Source organism: Curtobacterium sp. VKM Ac-2865 (assembly GCF_015350905.1).
In the GTDB taxonomy this organism is placed as follows: Bacteria; Actinomycetota; Actinomycetes; order Actinomycetales; family Microbacteriaceae; genus Curtobacterium.
Genome location: NZ_JADKRZ010000003.1, coordinates 171,338 through 192,037 on the forward strand (window position 1 = coordinate 171,338; position 20,700 = coordinate 192,037).

General features: G+C 66.7%; 17 protein-coding genes and 1 pseudogene. 5 read left to right on the forward strand and 13 right to left on the reverse strand.

Going from position 1 to position 20,700, the window contains the following annotated elements; genetic code table 11:
- Window positions 1-5: 5 nt before the first annotated feature.
- Window positions 6-776: a hypothetical protein gene (locus tag ITJ54_RS09630; RefSeq protein WP_194627742.1), complete on the reverse strand. Its 771-nt coding sequence runs from the start codon at window positions 774-776 to the stop codon at window positions 6-8.
- A 223-nt stretch (window positions 777-999) separates the two neighbouring features.
- Here ITJ54_RS09630 and ITJ54_RS09635 point away from each other — a divergent pair, with 223 nt between their 5' ends.
- A complete protein-coding gene (locus ITJ54_RS09635; protein WP_194627744.1) occupies window positions 1,000-1,890 on the forward strand; it encodes a VanZ family protein in 891 nt (296 codons plus the stop codon).
- On the opposite strand, the gene ITJ54_RS09640 is transcribed toward ITJ54_RS09635, so the two are convergent.
- The 6 genes from ITJ54_RS09640 to ITJ54_RS09665 form a co-directional block, all read right to left on the reverse strand.
- Window positions 1,877-2,062, reverse strand: a complete 186-nt coding sequence (locus tag ITJ54_RS09640; protein ID WP_194627745.1) for a hypothetical protein — start codon at window positions 2,060-2,062, stop codon at window positions 1,877-1,879. The genes ITJ54_RS09635 and ITJ54_RS09640 overlap by 14 nt on opposite strands.
- A gap of 80 nt (window positions 2,063-2,142) precedes the next feature.
- Entirely contained in the window at window positions 2,143-2,703 is a 561-nt protein-coding gene (locus tag ITJ54_RS09645) for a sortase (RefSeq protein WP_194627747.1), read from the reverse strand.
- 374 nt (window positions 2,704-3,077) lie between these two features.
- A complete protein-coding gene (locus tag ITJ54_RS09650; RefSeq protein WP_194627749.1) occupies window positions 3,078-4,832 on the reverse strand; it encodes a DUF4012 domain-containing protein in 1,755 nt (584 codons plus the stop codon).
- A gap of 98 nt (window positions 4,833-4,930) precedes the next feature.
- Window positions 4,931-5,902, reverse strand: coding sequence for a GDP-L-fucose synthase family protein (locus tag ITJ54_RS09655; protein WP_194627751.1), 972 nt, complete (start codon window positions 5,900-5,902; stop codon window positions 4,931-4,933).
- Entirely contained in the window at window positions 5,902-6,930 is a 1,029-nt protein-coding gene (gene gmd, locus ITJ54_RS09660) for a GDP-mannose 4,6-dehydratase (RefSeq protein ID WP_194627753.1), read from the reverse strand. The genes ITJ54_RS09655 and gmd overlap by 1 nt, the downstream gene beginning before the upstream one ends.
- On the reverse strand, window positions 6,927-8,192 hold the full coding sequence (locus ITJ54_RS09665; protein ID WP_323741667.1) for a glycosyltransferase family 4 protein: 1,266 nt from the start codon (window positions 8,190-8,192) through the stop codon (window positions 6,927-6,929). The genes gmd and ITJ54_RS09665 overlap by 4 nt, the downstream gene beginning before the upstream one ends.
- A gap of 113 nt (window positions 8,193-8,305) precedes the next feature.
- Here ITJ54_RS09665 and ITJ54_RS09670 point away from each other — a divergent pair, with 113 nt between their 5' ends.
- The 4 genes and pseudogenes from ITJ54_RS09670 to ITJ54_RS18460 all read left to right on the forward strand — a co-directional run.
- Window positions 8,306-9,454, forward strand: a complete 1,149-nt coding sequence (locus ITJ54_RS09670; protein ID WP_194627755.1) for a glycosyltransferase family 4 protein — start codon at window positions 8,306-8,308, stop codon at window positions 9,452-9,454.
- A gap of 641 nt (window positions 9,455-10,095) precedes the next feature.
- A complete protein-coding gene (locus tag ITJ54_RS09675; protein ID WP_323741668.1) occupies window positions 10,096-11,268 on the forward strand; it encodes a glycosyltransferase in 1,173 nt (390 codons plus the stop codon).
- Window positions 11,265-12,353 (forward strand): glycosyltransferase family 4 protein, encoded by a 1,089-nt coding sequence (locus ITJ54_RS09680; RefSeq protein WP_194627759.1) that lies wholly within the window; start codon window positions 11,265-11,267, stop codon window positions 12,351-12,353. The genes ITJ54_RS09675 and ITJ54_RS09680 overlap by 4 nt, the downstream gene beginning before the upstream one ends.
- 356 nt (window positions 12,354-12,709) lie before the next feature.
- Window positions 12,710-12,880 (forward strand): annotated as a pseudogene (locus ITJ54_RS18460) (DapH/DapD/GlmU-related protein); the annotation flags it as partial.
- A 23-nt stretch (window positions 12,881-12,903) separates the two neighbouring features.
- On the opposite strand, the gene ITJ54_RS09690 reads toward ITJ54_RS18460, so the two are convergent.
- The 6 genes from ITJ54_RS09690 to ITJ54_RS09715 all read right to left on the reverse strand — a co-directional run bounded on the left by ITJ54_RS09690 (window position 12,904) and on the right by ITJ54_RS09715 (window position 20,585).
- A complete protein-coding gene (locus tag ITJ54_RS09690; RefSeq protein WP_194627761.1) occupies window positions 12,904-14,205 on the reverse strand; it encodes an O-antigen ligase family protein in 1,302 nt (433 codons plus the stop codon).
- Window positions 14,205-15,413 carry a hypothetical protein gene (locus ITJ54_RS09695; protein ID WP_194627763.1) on the reverse strand — a complete coding sequence of 403 codons (1,209 nt, stop codon included), beginning with the start codon at window positions 15,411-15,413 and terminating at the stop codon, window positions 14,205-14,207. The genes ITJ54_RS09690 and ITJ54_RS09695 overlap by 1 nt, the downstream gene beginning before the upstream one ends.
- Before the next feature lie 65 nt (window positions 15,414-15,478).
- Window positions 15,479-16,693, reverse strand: a complete 1,215-nt coding sequence (locus ITJ54_RS18465; RefSeq protein ID WP_416354902.1) for a glycosyltransferase family 4 protein — start codon at window positions 16,691-16,693, stop codon at window positions 15,479-15,481.
- Complete coding sequence (locus ITJ54_RS09705; RefSeq protein ID WP_194627767.1) at window positions 16,693-18,189, reverse strand: sugar transferase; 1,497 nt, start codon at window positions 18,187-18,189, stop codon at window positions 16,693-16,695. Before ITJ54_RS09705 ends, ITJ54_RS18465 begins: the two co-directional genes overlap by 1 nt.
- The gene (locus ITJ54_RS09710; protein WP_194627769.1) at window positions 18,173-19,129 is read right to left on the reverse strand and encodes a hypothetical protein; all 957 of its coding nucleotides are present in this window, start codon (window positions 19,127-19,129) and stop codon (window positions 18,173-18,175) included. The genes ITJ54_RS09705 and ITJ54_RS09710 overlap by 17 nt, the downstream gene beginning before the upstream one ends.
- A gap of 13 nt (window positions 19,130-19,142) precedes the next feature.
- Window positions 19,143-20,585, reverse strand: coding sequence for a polysaccharide biosynthesis tyrosine autokinase (locus ITJ54_RS09715; RefSeq protein ID WP_194627771.1), 1,443 nt, complete (start codon window positions 20,583-20,585; stop codon window positions 19,143-19,145).
- Between the last annotated feature and the right edge of the window lie 115 nt (window positions 20,586-20,700).

A 20,700-nucleotide genomic window follows, 5' to 3' on the forward strand; every position in this document is an offset into this window, starting at 1 on the left:
GAGACCTAGTTCAGCACACCGGAGCCCTTGTCACCGCCGGTCGGGTACGGACGCACCCAGTCGGCGCCGCCGCCGGTGTTCTGGACGATCACGCCGAGCGCGACCGCGGCCGCGTTCGCCGGGATGCCGTTCGCGCCAGCGACCTGGAACGTGATGCTGCTGGCACCGGAAAGGGTGCCCTGGCGGACACCCGTGCCGTTGACGGTGTTCGCGATCCGGGTTCCCGACATCGGGACGAACCCGCCCGCGCCGGCACCGTTCTGAGTGCTCGTGTAGTAGCCAGTGACATCGACCGTCACGTTCGCCTGCGTGGTACCGGTCCGGACCCGGATCGATCCGTCGTCACCGACCGCGAGGAGCGCCGTGTTCGAAGTGTTCCCGGTCACACCGGTGCCGTAGATCATCAGCAGCGTGTCCGGGTCCGCCGCGTTCGGACGGCCCACGAGCTGCCCCTGCGTCGCCGCGTCTGCGACCGTCACCAGCACGCTCACAGCGCCGATCCCCGTTGCAGGCAGCCCGTCGACACCGTTGACCTTGACCGTCTTGAACACCCCGGCCGTGGTACCTCCGGCGAACACGCGAGCGTTGTCCGGCATCGGGACGTACTGCCCACCAGTGCCAGTCACTTCAGCGTGCGCCGCCTGGGGAGGTGAGATCACCGCCAGCAGTGACCCCAGCAACGCGACCAGCGTCACCATCGCCAGAACCACCCCCAGTTGTGGGTCAGGCGCTCCGGACGCTGTTCCGATATTCGGTGCCGGGCCAGCCGCCTGCATCCAGCAATGTGGCTGCGCTCCGAGCCAGATGCCTGCTCAGTGCCGACTGCGTCGTCCCAGCGCGCTCATGACCAGACGCGGACTGTTGTCCGGCTCGCGAGGTCTCAGGCCACGCCATCTCGCGCGACCCGCCGTGGCTCGCCGTCGCCGTCGTCCTGGATGACGTCGGCAGCCGGTTCGTTCATCTCGGGGACAAGGCCCCGCGGACGATACGGTCGCTCCCATGACGCCGCGACGGATCGAGCTGCTCGCACGGGCGCTCCTGGTCGTGCTCGGGGTGGTCGTGCTGGCGATGGTCCTCGTCCCCGCGACGGCGCAGGTCGCGGTGTCCGTCGCGCTCCGGGTCGCGAACGCCCTCCGGACCCACGTCGGACACGGCACGCTGACCCTGTCCGACGACTTCATCCTGGCTGCGGTCGTCACCGGGGCGACCACCTGTCTGCCGGCGCTCGTGGCGGGGGCGAGCCGAGCCTCCAGGCCGGAGCCCCTGCCGATCCGGCGAGCCGCGCTCGTGAGCCTGCTGGTGGCGGTGGTGGGCGCGCTGGCGCTCGCCCTGGTTCGTGCTGATCCGTCGACCACGTTCCGGTCCCTGGTGACCGCTACAGCCGTCGGGGTGGCGCTCGGGACACTCGGCCTGGCCGCACACCGGACGCTGCGTGACGCGGGTCGGAGCGCGCTGCGGGCGGACGGGCGGAGTCGGCGAGCGGCTGTCGTCCTCGGGGCTCTCTACGCGGCGCTCGTGGGCGTCATCGCGTTCACGGGCTCACCGGTGGACGCCGGGGCACAGCCGTGGCTGCTGCGGACGCTCGAGCGCCTGCATCGCGTGGGCCTGCCTGCGTGGTTCGACTACGCGGCGACGGAGTTCTCGGCGAACGTGGTGTTCTTCGTGCCGCTCGGGGTCTTCGTGGTGCTGCTGCTCGGTGCGCGCCGGTGGTGGGTCGGCGCGGGGACGGGGTTCCTGCTGAGCGTCGTGATCGAGGTGTCGCAGTCGCTGTTCCTGCCGGCGCGGTTCGGGTCCGTGGACGACGTCGTCTCGAACACGTGCGGGGCGGTCATCGGGGCGCTGGTGGGGGTCGTGGTGGTGGGCCGGAGCGGGTCCCTCACATCTCGATGACCCAGGCTTCGCGCATGGCCTCTCGTGATCGTCCCCGTCCGCCGACCCGACCTGGCACGCCGGTGTGGGTGTTCGTCGGGATCGCGGTGCTGGGCGTGGTCGCGGTGGGGCTGGTCATCGTGGCGTTGTTGTCGCGCTGACGGACCTCGTTCTCCGGGAGACCGGGTTCCACGGAGTCCGTACTTCTCGGGTTCCGGGAACGACGAAGCCGCCGGGACCGAGGTCCCAGCGGCTTCGTTGGTGCAGAGGTGCTCAGGCTGCGATCTGGCCGTCGCGCTGGCGACGAACCGAACCGCGGACCACGAGCAGGCCGCCACCGAGGACGACAGCGCCGCCGCCGACCCAGAGGGCGAGAGCGGAGATGGTGCCACCCGTGAAGGCGAGCGAGCCGGTGCCGGAGCCCGCGCCACCGACAGCAGCAGCGCCAGCGGCCGGTGTCGCGGTGACGGCGGCCGTGCCGACGTTGCCGGAGGTCGCACCCGTGGCGGTCAGGGTGTAGGTGCCCGACGCGCCAGCAGGAAGCGTGATGCGGGGGTTGACGGCACCCGAGGCGGAGGCGACGTACGCCTTCGACACGGTGGTCGTCGGGAGGGCACCCAGCGTGACTGCACCGGCACCGGTGACCGAGATGTTCACGGTCTCGTTGCCGACGAACGAACCCGGGCCGAAGTTGATGACGGTGGTGCCGCCAGCAACGGAGCTACCCGAGACGGAGACGTTGGACGTCGGGACGTAGCCGGCGGCGTTGGCAGCAGCCGGGGTCGCGATGAGTGCGGCGCCAGCCAGCACGACCGCAGCAATGAGCTTCTTCATGAAGTGTTCCCCTAAGAATCTGATCCTTCAGACCCTGAGACCCAGAGCCCTGACCCCTCGCAAAGCAACCGATCGACACTGGTTCCCTGAAGTGCGGTTGGCGAAGTTCCCTCAAAGTACCCGAACTTCACAGGTGCCACGCAAGAACTTTGTGTCGAACGCGTGAACTCTCGTGTTGGCAGAAGCACCGGTCTAGAGGGGCCTGGTGGGCCGATCCCCTCACGGTCGCTAGGTTTTCCCTGGTCAGGGCCGCGTGATGACCTGCGAACGCTTGGTGCAGACATCCACACGCGCTCCGCGCACAAGTCGCCGACACCCACTTCTCCCCCGGAATGGGGGCACGATCTGAGCCGGAAAGTCCAGAAACCGTGACGTCAACCCGCAGGTTTCCCGCAATCGACGGCTGCGGGCTGCACCGTGGTCTGCGTGATGGTGGGGGTCGACATGGCTGTGACAGCCGCCCTCGCTTGCTTCGCGGACCCCAGGAACGTCACCCGGAACGTCGTGCTCTGGCCGGGCGCGAGCAGGGTCTGGACCTGCACGACCGGGTGGTCCCCGTCGACCGCGGTGTGCGGTGCGGCCGCTTTGCCGTCCTGCGTCGAGCCGAGGTAGATCTCGTCCTTCGCCGCATAGACCGCGACGTTCGTCTGGACCTTGCCGGGTGCCACCCCGAAGTCCCCTGCCCCGGTCACGTAGGCGGGGAGACTGGTCGCGGCGTCTGCCGGCGCCGTGTTCTTCAGGGTGACCTGGACCACTGATGTCGGCCGGCCGTCCGCCCGACACACGGCGCTGCCCACGGCGACGGTCTTCTGCAGCCAGAAGTCCATCTTTGCCCCGGTGGCGTCGTTGAGGTAGATCCCGAACTGCCGCTCGGACGCACTGCTCGTCGGCAGTGGGCCGGTCACGGCGGTCCCAGCGAGCTGGGTCTGCTCGGACTCGTCCGCGATCCACAGGCGCAGTCGGTTCTCCTGGACACCGTCGGTGAGTGCCGTGATGAAGGCCTTCGGGTCGAACGCGCCACTCGACACCTTGGCGAAGACCGCGCTCGCGGCCGAGGCGAAGAAGGCGTCCTGCACCTGCGGGTCCGGGTACTTGGCGTAGACGTCGCTGAGGAGCAGCTTGACCGCGTTGTCCGACGTCAAGGTATCGCCGGTCGGCAGTTGCACCGGACCGGTGGCCTTGAGGATGTAGGCCAACGTCACCGGATCCATCGCGAGGACGCCATCGACCTGCTGGCCGAACCGCTGCTTCCACATCTCGCGGGCGAGCTTGGCCGAGACGTCGAAACGTGGCGTCAGCGTGACGTCCTGCATGTACTCGCCGGTGATGGCGCCGTACAGACCCTGCGTGTCGGTCGACAGCGGCAGGACCGGCTGCTCCGACTGGCCGAAGGACGAACCCGACGCCTGGTTCGACAGGTGGATCGCGCCGTCCTTGACGTCGAGGAGCGCGACGGCTCCGGGGATGCCTCCCCCGGCGCGGAGCTCGGCGTTGTTCTGGAACAGCAGCAGGTACCGCCGGTCACCGTCGTGCCCGAGCATGGCCGGCGCGAGCTGCACCACCCGGTTCGCGACGTCCGCCTGAGCCGCGACCGACGCGACCGCGTTTCGGAGCTGGTTCACGGCGCCGGTCACCGGCGAGAGGGTGTCCGAAGTGTCGATCGCTGCCGCGGCCCGATCCGCCTTCGCCAGCGTCGTCGTCGCGCGCTGGACCGCCGGCTGTGCCCTCACCAGCGGAGCGAGGTCGACCTTGCCGTCCTTCGGCGCGAACGCCTTCACGTTCACGTTGCCGATCACGCCGGCCACCGGCTTCACCGCTCCCGTCGCCACGTCGTCCACAACGACGGCGACCTCGCGCACCGCACGCAGGTTCGAGCCGACGAACGGGAGGACCTGGAAGGCGCTCCAGACCGGGTCACCAGTCAGTGACCTGGCTGAGGCGGCGTGGTCCTGCAGGTCCTCAGCGGTCTTCTGCGCAGCAGTGCTGTCGCCGCTGACCAGTTCCGAACGGAGCGTGCCGACGAGCTGTACGGACTGCTCCAGGTCGCGCTTGGCCATCAGGCCACGCACGCCGACCCAGGCGACAGCGAGGATCAACAACAGGACGAGCGCCAGCACGACCCACAGCACCGGCCGGCCCCTGGAACCCCGGCGTGCTGTGGTCCGTCCCGACTCAGGAAGGTCGGACATGGGGACAGTGCTGTGGTCGCTCATGTCCGACCCCGAGCTCATCCGCGAATCTCGTCGACGTGTTGGTGGTACCAGTCGATGGTGCTCCGCAGGCCGTCTTCGAGCCCGATCTGCGCGTTCCAACCGGCATCGCCGAGCTTGGACACGTCGAGCAGCTTCTGCGGTGTCCCGTCCGGCTTCGAGGTGTCCCAAACCGTTTCGCCATCGAAGCCGACGATGCCTGCGATGGTGTCAGCGATCTCCTTGATCGTGACGTCCGTCCCGGTACCGACGTTGACCTGTGCCGGTCCGTCGTAGTGCTCCATGAGGTGCAGGACGGCGGCGGCCATGTCGTCGACGTGGAGGAACTCACGCCGAGGTGTGCCGGTCCCCCAGTTCTCGACCCGGTCAGCTCCGGAACGAGCGGCCTCGTCATAACGGCGGATCAGCGCTGGCAGCACATGCGAACCGGTCGGCGAGAAGTTGTCGCCGGGGCCGTAGAGGTTGGTCGGCATCGCTGAGATCCAGGGCAGTCCGAACTGACGACGCACTGCCTGGACCTGCATGATCCCGGCGATCTTGGCGATCGCATAGGCGTCGTTCGTCGGTTCGAGGTAGCCGGTGAGGAGCGCGTCCTCGTGGATCGGCTGCTCCGCGAACTTCGGGTAGATGCACGACGATCCGAGGAACATCAGCCGTTCGACGCCCTGCTCCACGGCGGCGTCCATGACGTTGACCTGAATCTGCAGGTTCTCGCTCAGGAAGTCCTGCGGGTAGGTGTTGTTCGCCATGATCCCGCCGACCTTCGCCGCAGCGAGCACCACGTAGCGCGGCTTCTGCTCGGCGAAGAACGCGAAGACGGCATCCCGGTTCTTCAGGTCGAGTTCGGACGACCGCCGACCCACCAGATCGGTGAAGCCCTCGGACTCCAACTTGCGCCAGACAGCGGACCCGACCAGTCCACCGTGTCCAGCGACGTAGACGCGGGCGGAACGGTCGAGCGGCCCTGCGGCGAACTCCGTGTCGGGCATCAGGACTCCCAGCTCTGCAGGCGGACCTTGTCGATCCACGGACGGCCCTCGTGCTCGAGGGCCTCGATGTCGGCGTCGACCATGATCCTCGCGAGCTCAGCTGTGTCGACCGTCGCCTCCCACCCGAGCTTGTCCTTCGCCTTGGACGCATCGCCGACCAGGGCGTCGACCTCACTCGGCCGGAGGTAGCGCTCGTCGAACCGGACGTGGTCCTCCCACTGCAGGCCCGCGTGGGAGAAGGCGGTTGCGAGGAAGTCCTTGACGGTGAAGTTCCCACCGGTGGCGAGCACGAAGTCGTCGGGCTCGTCGACCTGCAGCATCCGCCACATGCCCTCGACGTACTCCGCGGCGTAGCCCCAGTCGCGGATCGAGTCGAGGTTGCCGAGGTAGACGTGGTCTTCCATGCCAGCCTTGATGCGAGCGACCGCGCGCGTGATCTTCCGCGTCACGAACGTCTCACCGCGACGCGGGGACTCGTGGTTGAACAGGATGCCGTTGACGGCGAAGATCCCGTAGGCCTCGCGGTAGTTGCGCGTCACCCAGTAGCTGTAGACCTTCGCCGCACCGTAGGGCGAGCGCGGCCAGAACGGTGTCTCTTCGTTCTGCGGCGGCGGGGTCGCACCGAACATCTCGGACGACGACGCCTGGTAGAAGCGCGTGTGGATGCCGGACATCCGCACCGCTTCCAGCATGCGCATCGCCCCGACACCAGTGACGTCACCGGTGTGCTCCGGCTCGTCGAAGGAGACACGCACGTGCGACTGGGCCGCGAGGTTGTAGACCTCGTCTGGCTTCAGTTCCCCGAGGAGGCTGACCAGGCGAGCGCCGTCACCCAGGTCGCCGTAATGCAGGAAGAGCTTGGCATCCGGGTTGTGCGGGTCCACGTACAGGTGGTCGATCCGCGATGTGTTGAACGTTGATGCGCGGCGGATGATCCCGTGCACTTCGTACCCCTTGCGGAGCAGGAGCTCGGCCAGGTATGACCCATCCTGTCCGGTGATGCCCGTGATGAGTGCGCGCTTCGTCAACTGTTCCCCGCTTCTCGGAAGTTGGAGGCCTTCTGACCGTTGGCCAACCTCGCAAGTAATTGAGCATAGGTCTCAAGCGCAGCCTCGCTCGAGAGCTGTGTGGCGCGGAAGTGCATCCCGGCTCGTCCCATAGCCGCCGCTCCTGCAGTGTCCTCAGCAAGTCCCTCCGCAGCTCGCAGAAGGGCATCTGGGTCACCTGCCGGAACGGCGACTCCACCACCGGACAACAGCACCTCGCTCTCGGTGACGCTTCCAGGATCGGTTGCCGCGATCACCGGGAGGCCAGTGCTGAAGTACGAGGTGAGCTTGCTCGGTACAGCCATACCCGCGACACCGGGCCTTTCGTTGACCAAGAGCACGTCGGCTGCGCCGAGGACCTTGCGGAACTGCTCGTCCGGCACGGAGCCGAGCATCTGCACTGTCGGGACTTCACGCGCAGCTGTTGCCAGCACGTCACGTTGGTTCCCGTCGCCGAGCAGGACGAAACGCACGGCACTGCCACGCTCCTGTGCACGACGGCCCGCGAGGATCACGTTCTCGAGCCCTTGCTTGACCCCCATGTTCCCGGAGTGGAGGACAACGACGTCGTCGTCATCCCATCCGAGGTGGGCTCGCACCGCCGCGCGATCAAAGGAGACGGGACCGTCCAGGTGAGACCAGTTGCGCACGACCGTCACCGCTGCCGGCTGCACGCCCATCTCGGTGACCACGGTCTCCCGGAAGCGATCGTGGATCACGACCACGGCGTCTGCCCGCCTGAGCAACCACCGCTCAATCATGCAGATCGTGCGTACGGCCCAGCGTGATCCTCCTTCACCGAGCTCGCGGACCCCGAGTGAGTAGAGATCCTGAACCCAGACAACGACCGGTACTCGTCGGAAGAGTCTCGCGCGCACGAGCGTGAGGGCGCTGGACAGCAGGGCCGGTGACACCAGAACGAGCACATCGGGCCGCCCGAAGCGCGTCATCGCAGACGCAATGCCGAACGACATCTCGGACAGGGCACGTGACAAGCCACCAGGACGCCTGGGCAGGAGGTGTCGGAAACGGTCCACACGGAAGCCACCACGGGCTTCTCGGACATGGCGGCGCGGGCTGCCGTTGAAGGCCCACTGCGGGTAGTGCGCGTTCGCCGTGATGACTCGCACTCTGTTGCCGCGCTGCACGAGAGCCGCCGCGAGAGCCGATGAGTACGGAGCAATGCCCGTGGTCTCCGGGGCGAAGTTGATGCCGACCAGCAAGACCGACAAGGGGTTCGTCACTCGGTGAACATAACAGGTGCTTGTGTCTCATCGGCGCACCGCAGAACCGGGATCTCGCCCCGGTAACATCACGTATCCTTCTCGCGACATCCGAGCACGAAGAAAGTGGCACTGTGGCCAAGATCGTGATCGTCCAGCCGTACGTACCCACCTATCGCGCGCCCTTGTTCGAGGCCCTGGGGCGGCGGCTGCACGACGAAGGCCACGATCTCGTCGTCGCGAGCGGCGAACCGACGGGGCCCCAGAGCGCTCGTCTCGACTCCGTTCACCTACGGAACGTCACGCACGTGCCTCTTCGCGTCCGCGTCCTCCGGGCCGGTCGCTTCCAGCTCCGGTACACGCGCGCTCGGTCCGTCTGGCGTTCAGCAGATGTCGTGATCGTCGAACTCGCGGCCGGCTCGATCGCCTCCTACGGCGCTCTCCTCCAACGCCGACGAGCCGTTGGAGTCTGGGGTCACGTTGGGGCGTATGTCACTGCGGACACGCGTGTCACGCGTGCCCTCCGGCGCTGGCAGGCACGCCGGGCTGACAGAGTCCTGGCCTACACCGAGCGCGGAGCGCGCACCGCCGAGGCATACGGCGTCCCTCCTCACAACATCACGGTCCTCCACAACACCATCGACACATCTGTTCTGCAGGCCGCTGTTCTTCTCGAGCGCGGGCGCACCCCGTCGGCGATCCGAGCTGAGCTCGGCGTGTCCTCGGGGCCTGTCTTCGCGATGATCGGCGGGGTTGACGCCACCAAGCGAGTGGACCTGGTTGTTGATGCTCTGGACATCCTCTGGTCGCAAGGGTCATCCATTCAACTCATCGTCGGCGGTCATGGCGAACTTGATGTGCTGTTCGCACCTGCTCGCGCCCGCGGACAAGTGCGGATGCTCGGCTACGTCGACGATGCGCAAAAGGGTCGGATTGCTCGCGTGGCGATCGCTCTCGTCAATCCGGGGCGGGTGGGTCTGATCGCAGTCGAGAGCATGGTGATGGCACTCCCGCTCATCACCACCAAGACCGCGCGGCACGGACCGGAGTTCGACTACTTGACTCCTGAGGCCCATCTGTTCGTCATCCCGCCGAACGCGCCAGCTCTAGCACAGATGATGGTCCAGTTGAGTGAGTCTCCTTCTGAGGTCGCGCGTGTTTCCGAAGCGATCGAAGCAGCGGCAGGGTCGCACACACTTGACATGATGGTCACGGAGATGGTCGGCGCCGTGAGCTCGCTCGTGCATGACGGTCGTCGCGTCCGAACGCATCCCAACAGCTGATCCCGACATGGCGCTCGGCAAGGAGCCCCCCTTGCTCCTAGGATCGACGAGGACGTCGCCTCGCCCTGTCGAGGCGAGAACGGGAGCTCGACCTCTGATGTCGACGACAGACCACGACCACGTCATTCCGCTCGCGGATGCGCCAGGCGAACGCACTACCTGGGGACGCCCCAAGGCAATCGTGTACCTCTGGGGGGTCGTTGAACTGTCCCTCGTCACGAACCCTTGGCAGATATCGTCTCGACTGCGAGTCGCCGCTCTCCGACTGTTCGGCGCGGAGATCGCCGACGGTGTGGTGTTCCGACCTCGCACTCGCGTGCGATTCCCCTGGAAGTTGCACGTTGGGGCGAACAGCTGGATCGGCGAAGGAGTCTGGTTCCACAATCAGGACCACATTCATGTCGGGCACGACGTGGTGCTCTCACAAGAGACATTCCTGACCACTGGCAGTCACGCTCACCGCCGAGACATGGCGCTCGTCACGCGACCGATCTGGATTGAGGACGGCGCCTGGGTGACTTCACGATGCATGATCCTCGGTGGCGCACGGGTGGGTCGCTCAGCGCTCGTCCAACCGATGTCGCTCGTCAACTCACACATCCCGGCCGGCGCGATAGCGGGAGGCAACCCAGCTGAACTTCGTGGATCGCGCTTCGGAGACGAGATTGCCTGATCGCAGCGACGGAACCCGACGCAAGATCGTTCACATAGTTGCCCATGTCAGCCCGGACGGTCGGTACGGGGGACCGCTCCGAGTCGCAGCGGACTTGGCCCGAGAACAACGTGCCAACGGCCATGATGCAAGACTCGTGGCGACGTACGAGGGGTACGACAAACTTCCCCACGAATTCCAGGGCGTCCCGCTACGCGCGTTCCCCGCACGGCGGATCACGCGCCAGGGGTACTCCGGCCTCTTCTCTGTTGCACTGATACACCACGTCCTGCGTGCGCGTCACGCAACTGACGTCTTTCACATCCACATCGCACGCGATTCGCTCACGACTGTGGCGGCGCTCTCCTTGAACTTGTTCAAGGCTCGCTTCATCTTGCAGACGCATGGCATGGTCGAACCGGGACGGGGCGTCCTTGTCAGCCTCTTCGACCGCTTCGCACTCCGACCATCCGCTCGTGGCGCTCGCGCCGTGCTGGTGCTCACTCCGACGGAGCAAGAGCACTTCGCTCACCTCGGGACCCCATCCCACCGGCTGTCCATCCAATCGAACGGCATCCGTCTGGGCACACTTCTCCAAAACGATCGACGCACAGTTCTCTTCCTGGCGCGTCTGCACCCGAGGAAGGGCGCATCTGAATTCGCCTCAGCTGCCGGAAGGCTGGCGCCGGACTGGCCCGCAGTCGAGTTCCGTATCGCCGGTCCGGACGAAGGCGACGGAGCGCGGGTGCACGAAGCTGTCCTTGACGCGGGTTCACCGAAGAACCTCGTCGTTACCGGCGCTCTGTCTCCGGAAGACGTTCCCAGTGAGATGGCGAACAGCCTGCTCTACGTCCTCCCTGCTGTTGGCGAGCCGTTCGGTCTGACGATCTTGGAAGCTCTAGCGCAGAACACTCCGGTACTCATACACAAGACCGCCGCACTTGCTTCCGTTGTGGAAGAAGCGAGGACTGGCTACGTCTTCGGTGACCCGGGCCTCAGCTTGGATGATGCGATCGATCAAGCGCTGCGTGACCCTGCCGAGCTCGCTGAACGTGGGGCCAGAGGCAGGCAGTTGGCGCAGTCGTTCACGCTCGCTCGTGTCAACGACGAGGTCATGGCCGCATACGCGTTCACCCCTCGTACGGACAGGCCAGACGAATGATCAGATGGTTCACGAACGTCGCTGCTCCGTATCGGATCCCGCTCTGGGAACGAATAGAAGAACAACACCCCCTCCGCGTCCATCTCCTCGAGACGAGCGCTTCCCTCGACCGCGAGGGGCGCCGTCCCGACGACTGGAAGGCACCGCAGGGTTCCCGATACACGTGGGTGCCCAACGTCACCATCCGCCGGGGCGAACGCTCCTTCTACGTTGCCCGTTCAGCGCCCGTCGTACCCCGTGGAACGTCGGCAGTGCTCATCGGGGCGTGGGAGTCACCGGTTTACTGGCAAGTGCTCCTCGAGGCGAAGGTCCGGCGCATCCGGACTGTCGGGTTCTACGAGTCGACGCTGCAGTCCAACCGACATCGGTCCGGTCCTGTCGCAGCGGCCCGATCTCGGTTCTACCGCTCGCTCGACGCCGTGGTCGTTCCCGGTTTGTCCGCGAGGCGTGCTCTGGAGAGCTTCGGAGTCGAAAGCTCGCGGATACACCAGGGCTTCAACGCGGTCGACGTGACGGCGTTCCACTCGGCGGCTCGATCGAGGCCGGAGCCGCACGGCCCGGGACATCGATTCGTCTTCGTCGGACAGCTCATCCAACGGAAGAACCCGTTGCTGCTCCTGCGAGCGTTCGCGAAGAGCCGCTTGTCTGACGACACCCTCTGCTACGTCGGTACGGGGGAACAGATGCAGGTACTCCGGAACGAGGCCGTTGGTTTGGGCCTCGCCGAGGTCGTGGAATTCGAGGGCGCCTTGTCGAACCAGGCACTGGCACGACGTCTTCATCATTTCGACACGCTCGTGTTGCCGTCCGAAGAAGAGGTGTGGGGCTTGGTCGTCAATGAAGCGCTCGCAGCCGGACTGGGAGTCGTCGTCAGCGAGAACGCGGGCGTCGCCGCTTCCGTGGCGGAGATGACTCGAGTGTTCGTGACCTCGCCGACCGAGACCGGCATCGAAGACGCACTGGTGAAGGCCCGAAAAGCCGGGGTAGGCCTGATCGAGACGCCCGAGATACTCGCGCACACGCCGGACCGTTTCGCGGACGTCTTCACGAGGGCGCTGGTCCCCTCTGGAGGAATGTCCTCGTGATCTCTCCCACGACGGCTCTCGGAGTCGTCCGGTTCCTGATCTGGACGAAGATGCGACGCATCCGCGCAGATGGGCTCGGACGCCTGGATGGGTTCCCACGAGTGCACCGGACCGCTCGGACTGAGGTCCGTGTCGGCGCCCGTGTTCGGTTGTTTCCCGGAGTGCGGTTGAGTCTCACTCGCCCGGGTGCTTCAGTGCGGATCGGAGCCCGCACGTACTTCAATCGCAACGTGGAGATCAATTGCTCCACGTCGGTCGACATAGGCAGCGACTGTGCCATCGCGTGGGACGTGCTCATCATGGACAACGACGCGCACAGTGTGAACGGGGTCTACGGCCGAGCACCGATCAGAGTCGGCGACCACGTCTGGATCGGCCAAGGCGCTCGCATCCTGAAGGGCGTCACGATCGGAGACGGAGCAATCGTCGGCACCGGGAGCATCGTCACCCGCGACGTTCCACCACGTGCCCTCGTCGTTGGTTCCCCCGCGCGAGTCATCTCCACCGACGTCACCTGGGAACTCTGAGTCTGCAACCGGAGCGCCCGGGATCACTCAGAGTGGTTGGGCGTCCTGGCTGGCTCTGACTCGACCGTCTCAAGTGGATCGCTGGATCGCAGTCGGGCGCTGGCGAGGTAGAAGCCGACGATGAGGGGCCAGTAGAGGTACCGTTCGACCAGCCCGTTGTTCAACAGCCCGAAAGCCAACACCACCAGGCCTGCACCTGCCAGGTGCGCATTCAGTTCCTGGCCCCGCGCACGCCACACTCTCCGGAAGACGCTGCCGAGGCTGCTGTAGAAGGCTGCGAAGAGGATGACCCCACCGCCGGACAAGAGGATCAACGGCACCATCTCGCCAAGCCAGGTTGAGAGGCCGGCTCCGCCAAGAGGATGACGCAGGAAGATCCCGAGACCCTCTGTCAAGGCCTGGACCCGCGCGCTGTCCGAAGCCTCCGCGACGCCTTGCGAGAACCTCGTGGTCGCCCACACGGACGGCAGCCAGAGCACCGCGCCCACTATCGACAGCAAGCCCAGCGGTAGACCCCACGCTCCTCTGCCGCTCCAGATCAGCCGGATGATCACGCTGAGGACCAAGGCGAAGAAGCCGACGGCGAGGCCGGCTCGAGACCCAGTCAAGAACAGGCCCCACATCGACAGGACGACGAGCGCACATCCGCCCGCGCGGCGAACCAGTCCCGCGCGTGGGCCCAACGCCAGGAACACTGCCAGAGGCAGCCCCACGCCGATGGTCTCCGCAAGCGAGTTCGGGTGATTCGTCAGGCCTACGGCACGGGCCGCTGAGTCGATGTGGAACACGAACGGCAGATCAGGCAGCGCGAAGGTGAACTGCAGGATCGACCAGGACACTCCGATCGCTATGCCCAGGAGCCAGGCCGCGATGATCGAGACCAGCGCCCTCGGGAACCGGTGGAAGGCTCCGACCGAAAGCCCGACGGCGGTCCAGCACAACACCAGCCTGACGAGGAACGTCGCCGAGCCCCCCACTGTCTCGCCGAGCGCATCACCCGTGGTGAACTGTGCCGCTTCGAGCGTCTGGAACGGCAGACGGTCGAAGAAGACGGCGTCTCGCCCCATGAGGACGAGCACGACGACCGGCAGCACGACGAACTGCCACGGCATCGGCACCGCCACCCGACGAGTCAAGCCCAGCAGCAGAGCGAGGGCCAGCGAGGCCACCAGGAAGAAATCCGCGAGGTTGAGGCCTGCGATCCGCACCCCGGTCCACGGGGACGTCATCGCGGCGGCGAGGAGGAGGAGCAGGAGGAGACGGTTCGGGCGATCGTGCGCGGCGGTCGAGTCCTGCAACACGTAGGCAAGCTGCGGACGCGACATCAGTTCGTCAGCTCCACGTCGTGTGCGGCGTTCCGCGGACGTCTGGCTGTTCGTTCCGCCCGAGCGTCCGTTACGACCTCGAGCACGATGGTCACGCCGAGCCCGACCTCGAATCCGACCAGTGCGACGAGCGCACCGCTACTGGCTGCCCCCAGACTCACCAGGAGCAGTCCAACGACCGCCCCGACAGAGGTAGCGGCAGCGAGCGGCTTCATTCGACCTGCCGTAGCCAGGACTGCGTGGCCGAACACCTGTTCAAACAGGATCAGTCCGAGTGCCACTCCCAGGATCCCGACCTCGACGAGCGTGAACGTGATCGTCTGTGCGACCAGGAGGTGGAGGAACCAACCCCCGATGACAGCGAACAGTGCCATCCCGGAGAGCGACAACACGCCAGTGACCAGCGTCACTCTCCTGACAGCCTTGGCCCGGTCCGCTGGCGCAGCACGTGCAACGTATCCCTGCGACATCTGCACCACGGGCGACACTGCCGAGGCAAACTGCCGCTGGACTTTGTCGAAGACCGCGTAGACCGGCAAGGCAGCGGGAGCGATCAACCCGACGAGGATGACCGGGAGCGCAGCGAAGCTGGCAGACGCTCCCGCAGCGACCATGCCGTGTGACTGATCACGGAGGACGCTCAGGGTGCGCGGCCAACTCACTGAGATTCGAGCTCCCCCGGCCTGTCGACGGATGGTGAGTGTGGCGACCACCAGACCGACTCCGATGCCGGTCAACTGTGACACGAATGCAAAGCCGGTCGGCAATCCGAGATGCAGCAGCAGGATGCCCAAGGCCGTGCCCATCACCCGCGGGATCGTGTCGATCACGATGAGGGTCCAGGGGCGAGCCACGCCGACGTAGAACCAAGCCGGGCTGAGTGCGACTGCTGCTGTCGTCAACAACGCCAGGATCGGAACGAGAGCCACCCGGTCGATGACGAGCGAGAGGACAACTGCACCGACCGGCAGCATCACGATGCCCACCAGCGCACGTCCTCGCAAGGACTCCGCGTACCTCAGTGCCCGAGTCCTGGGGTCGGCACGCGCGACGTAAGCGGGGCCTGCCAAGCCCCAGCCGTAGCCGGTGATGACCCCGCAGAACCCTCCGATCGCTTGGGCGACCGCGATGTCCGCCCAATCACGGGGTCCGACTGTGGCGATCAGCGCCGGTATGAGTGCAAGGCCCGCGACCGCGAGGGCCACCATGTTCGTTCCGTACCCGACGCTCAGCGATGCGTGCCGGCTCAGCGGCGATCGACTCGAGGACGGCATCAGTGGTCCGTCCGAAGTCGGAGACGATCTTCGATCCCGGAGATCACAGCGGCCGTGTAGGTGCCCCAGCTGTGAACGTCGCCCGAAGCGACCCGGTCCCGGAATCGGCCTGCCCGCGTCCTCCGGTCGGACAGACTTAGTTCCGGTATCTCCTGGAGAGATTTGCGAAGTCGGTCCACGTCACCAGCCTCCAGCACGACGCCATCAACGCCCTCCATCACCTCGGAAGCGCCAGTTTGGCGCGTGGTGATGACGGGCAAGCCCGAAGCGAGGGCTTCCGTGACCACCAAGCCGAACGCGTCCTCCACCGACGGAAGGATGAACGCGTCTGCCTGAGCGAAGAGCGTCGTGAGATCCGCGTTGGAGACAGTTTCTCGATATCGCACGTTGACCGGGAGATTCCGGATGAGTTCGGGGGCGATCAACGGACCCACGAGATCGAGAACGAAGTCACCTCTCCGGCACGCCTCCACGAGGAAAGGGATTCCCTTGCGATAGCTGACCTGGCCGACGTAGAGCAAACGGCGAGGTCCCGGCTGGCGCTCGGAACCCGGGGCCTGGAATCGATCGACGTTGACGCCATACGGAACGTGGAAGAGCTTTCGTGGATCAACAGCCGCGTGGATGAGCTGCCGTCGAACGGCCTCCGATGGGACGAGCACGACCTCTGCGAGATCGAGTTCACGTCGGATCCCGTCCGACAGCGGGACGGGAACCAACTCACGTCGCGCACGCTCACCGAACACGGCCAGAGCTTCGTTCCGAGCATCCGGATGTCCGTCGACTTGGTGGAGGACGCGGTACGCGTCACCACCTGCGAGGAAGCTTGTCCGCGTCGCCCCTGGCATGCCCAGGAGAACGTCCCCTACGCCGTGCTGCCGCCGCCGGCGAGCCACAGCACGATCGAACGGCTGTCTCACCGCGCGCATCGGGTCAGCAGCCCCACCCGGTGCGAGCCCGACCCGAGCCAGCAAGCGCAAGCCCTCCAGCACCGGACCGACTTCTGAGGGTAGAGGCCCGTGGTCAACGGAGAGGTACCTCTGTCTTCTCGCGCCGGACGGCAGGACGAGGGAAGCGAAACGAGCGGCGGATCGAGTTGCCCGGCGACTCGGCATCACCAATTCTCGGAGGCTGCCACGAGTGTGAAGCGCAGCTGCAAGTTGCATCACAGCACCCTCCGGGTACGGGGCAGCGACGGTCCACGCGGCCGGCATCAGTACGCCCCTTCCCGAGCGACGACAGCTCGTCCGGTCTTCCAGAGGATGACGAGGTCGCCCATGGTGGACCAGTTCTCGACGTAGAACAGGTCAAGTCGCACGGAGTCCTCCCACGACAGGTCGGAACGGCCGCTGACCTGCCAGAGCCCGGTCATGCCGGGCTTCACCAGGAACCGACGATGAACGTGCGAGTCATAGCGGTCGACTTCACGTCGCAACGGTGGGCGCGGACCGACGAGGGACATGTCGCCGACCAGCACGTTGAAGAGCTGCGTCAGTTCATCGAGGCTGAACCGGCGCATGAACGAGCCGACTCGCGTGACACGTGGATCGTCTCGCATCTTGAAGAGGACGGCGTTGCCCTCCGCGCGGTCCAGTGTGCTCAACTCTTGCAACCGCGTCTCGGCATCGACGACCATCGATCGGAACTTGATCATGCGGAAGGTGCCGCCGTTGAGGCCGACCCGCTCCTGCCGGAACAGCACAGGTCCAGGCGAGCTGAGCTTCACCGAGATCGCGAGCACTGCGAGGACCGGCGAGAGGACCGCGATGAGCAAGGCCGACCCGACGACGTCGAACGCCCGCTTCGTGTAGAGCTTCCGCCCCGAGTACGTAGGCGTCTCGACGTGGATCAGGGGAAGCCCCTGCACCGGTCGGGTGTGGATCCGTGGGCCACCGATGTCTGTCAGGCTCGGAGCGACGACGAGGTGCTGTCGACCGGGCTCCAGGGACCAGCTGAGTTCACGGACGCGCTCTGGCGGCAGGTCGTCCGAGCTCGTGATGACGACGGTGTCTGCACCGCTGGCGGCGAGCGCGTGCCCCACGTCGTCGAAGCCGCCGAAGCTGTTGATCGTCGACCCGGGGAGCGTGCCTCGGTGTCCGGTCGACACGGTCGCGCCGATCACGCGGTAGCCGGCCTCCGGTGACCGTGCGAGTTCGTTGGCGATGTGCAGGACGCTGGCGGGGGAACCGACCAGCAGGACCTTCGCCGAGTAGTGCCCGCGCTTCCGCTGCGCCACCAACCACTGTCGCCACATCCACCGGGACACCAGGAGGACGAGGATCCCGACGGGGAAGGCGATGAGGACATACCCACGAGCGAGGTCGACGTGGAAGAGGAAGGCCGCGATCGCGAGGAGCCCGAACACCCGGACGCTCGAGTCGGCGATCAGCCGGTACTCCGTGCTGCCGACGCCGATGACGCGAGCACCGCGTGTGTCGTAGATCGCGAGCGCGGCCATCCACACGATGATCACGACGATCGAGATCCCCGTGTAGCTGAGGCGGAGGTCGGCCGTGTCCGTGGCCAGGTTCGAGCTGAGACCGAGCCAGGCGATCTGCACCCCGAACACGACCCAGATGAGCGCGAGCAGGTCGGTGATCAGGACCCGCCGCGAATAGGTACGGCTCCACTCTGCGGTGGAGCCGGTCGACCGCGGCAGACGGACCGCGCCGGCGGTCACCGTGACGCTCCGGTCACCACGTGACGCCACCGTCCGACGACACGGCCACGGACTTGCCGGCCCACAGCCACACGTGCTCACCGTTGCGGGCAACGGTCACCGGGCCGTCGGTGTCCGCATCGGCATCGCAGCCGACGGCGGTCGCGGTCGACGTCGGGGTGACCTTCGCGGCGCCGACGGAGGCGATCTGCACGCCGGAGCAGTCATCAGCGCCGACCAACGCCACCGTGTAGTTGTCGCCGGCGTCGGCGAGCGAGCGGATCCCCTTCATCGGGGCCTCGACCCACGCACCCGTGCCGGAGCGCCACTCCAGGACGTCCTGGCAGATCACTGCGGTCGTGTAGTCGCCCTGGAACACCTCGGTCGGGTCCGAGCACGGCGGATCGACGGTGCCGGACTTCAGGACGAGCCCGTCGGGGCCGATCCCGGCGCCGGCAGCACCAGCGGTGCCGGCACTCCAGGTGGCTCCGTCGTCGGCGCTGGTGCGCACGACGACCTCGCAGTCGGGGCCGGCGGCCACGAGCATGGAGATCGAGGTGGCGGAGGCTCGGAGCGCGAGGATCGACTCGACGTCCTCGCCGAGGCGGACCGACTGCCAGCTCGCCCCACCGTCGGTGGTGTGCTGCAGCACTTCCCCGGAGCCGCCGCAGACACCCGCCGACGCACGCCAGGCCGCTGTTCCGTCGACTGCGGTCAGCAGGTGGCGGCCGGACGAGGACTGCATCGCTCCGGCGGGCGCAGACGGGGCAGCAGTGCTGGTCGCCGTGGCGGTCGGCCGCGGGGACGGGGGGCTCGTGAAGGTCGGGATCGGGCCGGACTCCCCCGAGTCCTGGGGAGCGGTGCGCGACAGCGCCAGCGCGACCAGGACCACGTCGATGACGACGAGCAGCACCACGACCGCCGCGACCCAGAGCAGGGCGTTGCGCGACAGCGAACCTGCGAGGCCTCGGGCCCCCCGGCCTGATGACATCAGGTCGACACCCTCACCGCTCTGCGCGACGGAGGATGCCGAGCTTGGCGCTCCGCTTGTCCGGCTTCACACGGGCGTCGTCCTCGTCGGTGCCGTACCCGATGCCGTATCCGTAGCCGTAGCGCCCGTAGCCGTACGCCCCGGGGCCACGTACAGGCATCATCGTCATGACGAAGCCGGCGATCGGGGCGCCGACGTTCTCGAGCGCGGCGACGGCACCGGCGAGCTGGCCCTTGTGCGTCTTGCCCGAGGCGACGGCGACGATGGCACCCGACGCCTTCTTCGACAGGATGGCGGCGTCCGTGACCGGCAGGAGTGGCGGTGCGTCGAACAGCACGTAGTCGAACTCCGACTCGAGTCGCTCGATCAGCTTCTGCATCGCCTGCGAGCCGAGGAGCTCGGAGGGGTTCGGCGGGATCGGTCCGGCGGGGAGCACGACCATGTTGCCGCGACCCCAGGGGTGGGCCACGTCCTCGAGCTCGGCACGACCGATGAGCACGTCGGTCAGGCCGGCGTTGCTCTCGACGTCCATGTACTCGGCCACGCGCGGGCGGCGGAGGTCGGCGTCGATCAGGATGACCCGGAAGCCGGCGCTGTCGAGGGCGATCGCCAGGTTCGCGATCGTCGTGCTCTTGCCCTCGGACTGGACCGACGACGTCATCACGAACGTGCGCGACTTGCTGCCGATGTCGAGGAACTGGATGTTGGTGCGGAGCGTACGGAAGGACTCGGCACGCGGGCTGCGCGGGTCGACCTGCACGATGAGCGGGCGCTCGGCTGCCTTGTTGTCGAAGGCGATGCCGCCGACCACGGGCTTCGCGCTGATCTTCTCGACGTCCAGCTCGGTGCGGACGCGGGTGTCGAGCGTCTCGCGGAGCACGGCGATGCCGACGCCGAGGGCGAGCCCGATGAGTAGTCCGAGCACGACGTTGACCGGGACGTTGGGGCTGACGGGCTTGCTCGGGACGTCAGCCTGCTTCACCCGGGTGAGCTTGACGGTGCTCTGTCCGTCCGCGTCCGTCGCCTCGATGTTCTGCACGACGTTCGTCAGACTCTGGGACGTCGCGTTCGCGATGTCCGCCGCCTGCACGGGATTGGTGCCTTCGACGCTGATGGCGATGAGGGTCGTGCTCGTCGGCGCGGTGGACGTGATCATGCCCGCCAGCTGGTCCGTCGTCATGTCGAGCTTCAGGCTCGAGATGACCGGCAGGAGCACGATCGGCGTGGTGACCAGGTTCGAGTAGGTCAGCACCCGCTGCTGCGTGAAGGCGTTGCCCTGCGCCAGGTCGCTCGCGCTGCCGCTCGTCTGCGTCGAGACGAACACCTGCGCCGACGTGGAGTACACGGGCTTCTTCAGCAGTGAGTAGCCCGCGGCCGCGGCCACCCCGATCAGTGCCAACACCAGGATGAGAGCCCATCCCTTGCGCAGCACCGTGATGTAGTCGCGTAGTTCCACGCGGCCCGCCTTCCCCGACGATGAGCCGCATCCCTGTTCTGTCCCGAGAACAGGCACACCGGGGTTGTCCCAGCGAGCGGCATGGAAATAGTGCCACACGAATGAGTCCGCCTCG

Coding starts and splice junctions, on each gene's coding strand:
- ITJ54_RS09630 (WP_194627742.1), bottom strand. CDS start 776: ATGCAGGCGGCTGGCCCGGCACCGAATATCGGAACAGCGTCCGGAGCG.
- ITJ54_RS09635 (WP_194627744.1), top strand. CDS start 1,000: ATGACGCCGCGACGGATCGAGCTGCTCGCACGGGCGCTCCTGGTCGTG.
- ITJ54_RS09645 (WP_194627747.1), bottom strand. CDS start 2,703: ATGAAGAAGCTCATTGCTGCGGTCGTGCTGGCTGGCGCCGCACTCATC.
- ITJ54_RS09655 (WP_194627751.1), bottom strand. CDS start 5,902: ATGCCCGACACGGAGTTCGCCGCAGGGCCGCTCGACCGTTCCGCCCGC.
- ITJ54_RS09680 (WP_194627759.1), top strand. CDS start 11,265: ATGATCAGATGGTTCACGAACGTCGCTGCTCCGTATCGGATCCCGCTC.
- ITJ54_RS09690 (WP_194627761.1), bottom strand. CDS start 14,205: ATGTCGCGTCCGCAGCTTGCCTACGTGTTGCAGGACTCGACCGCCGCG.
- ITJ54_RS09695 (WP_194627763.1), bottom strand. CDS start 15,413: ATGGTGGCCCTCGCGGTCGCGGGCCTTGCACTCATACCGGCGCTGATC.
- ITJ54_RS18465 (WP_416354902.1), bottom strand. CDS start 16,693: ATGCCGGCCGCGTGGACCGTCGCTGCCCCGTACCCGGAGGGTGCTGTG.
- ITJ54_RS09710 (WP_194627769.1), bottom strand. CDS start 19,129: ATGTCATCAGGCCGGGGGGCCCGAGGCCTCGCAGGTTCGCTGTCGCGC.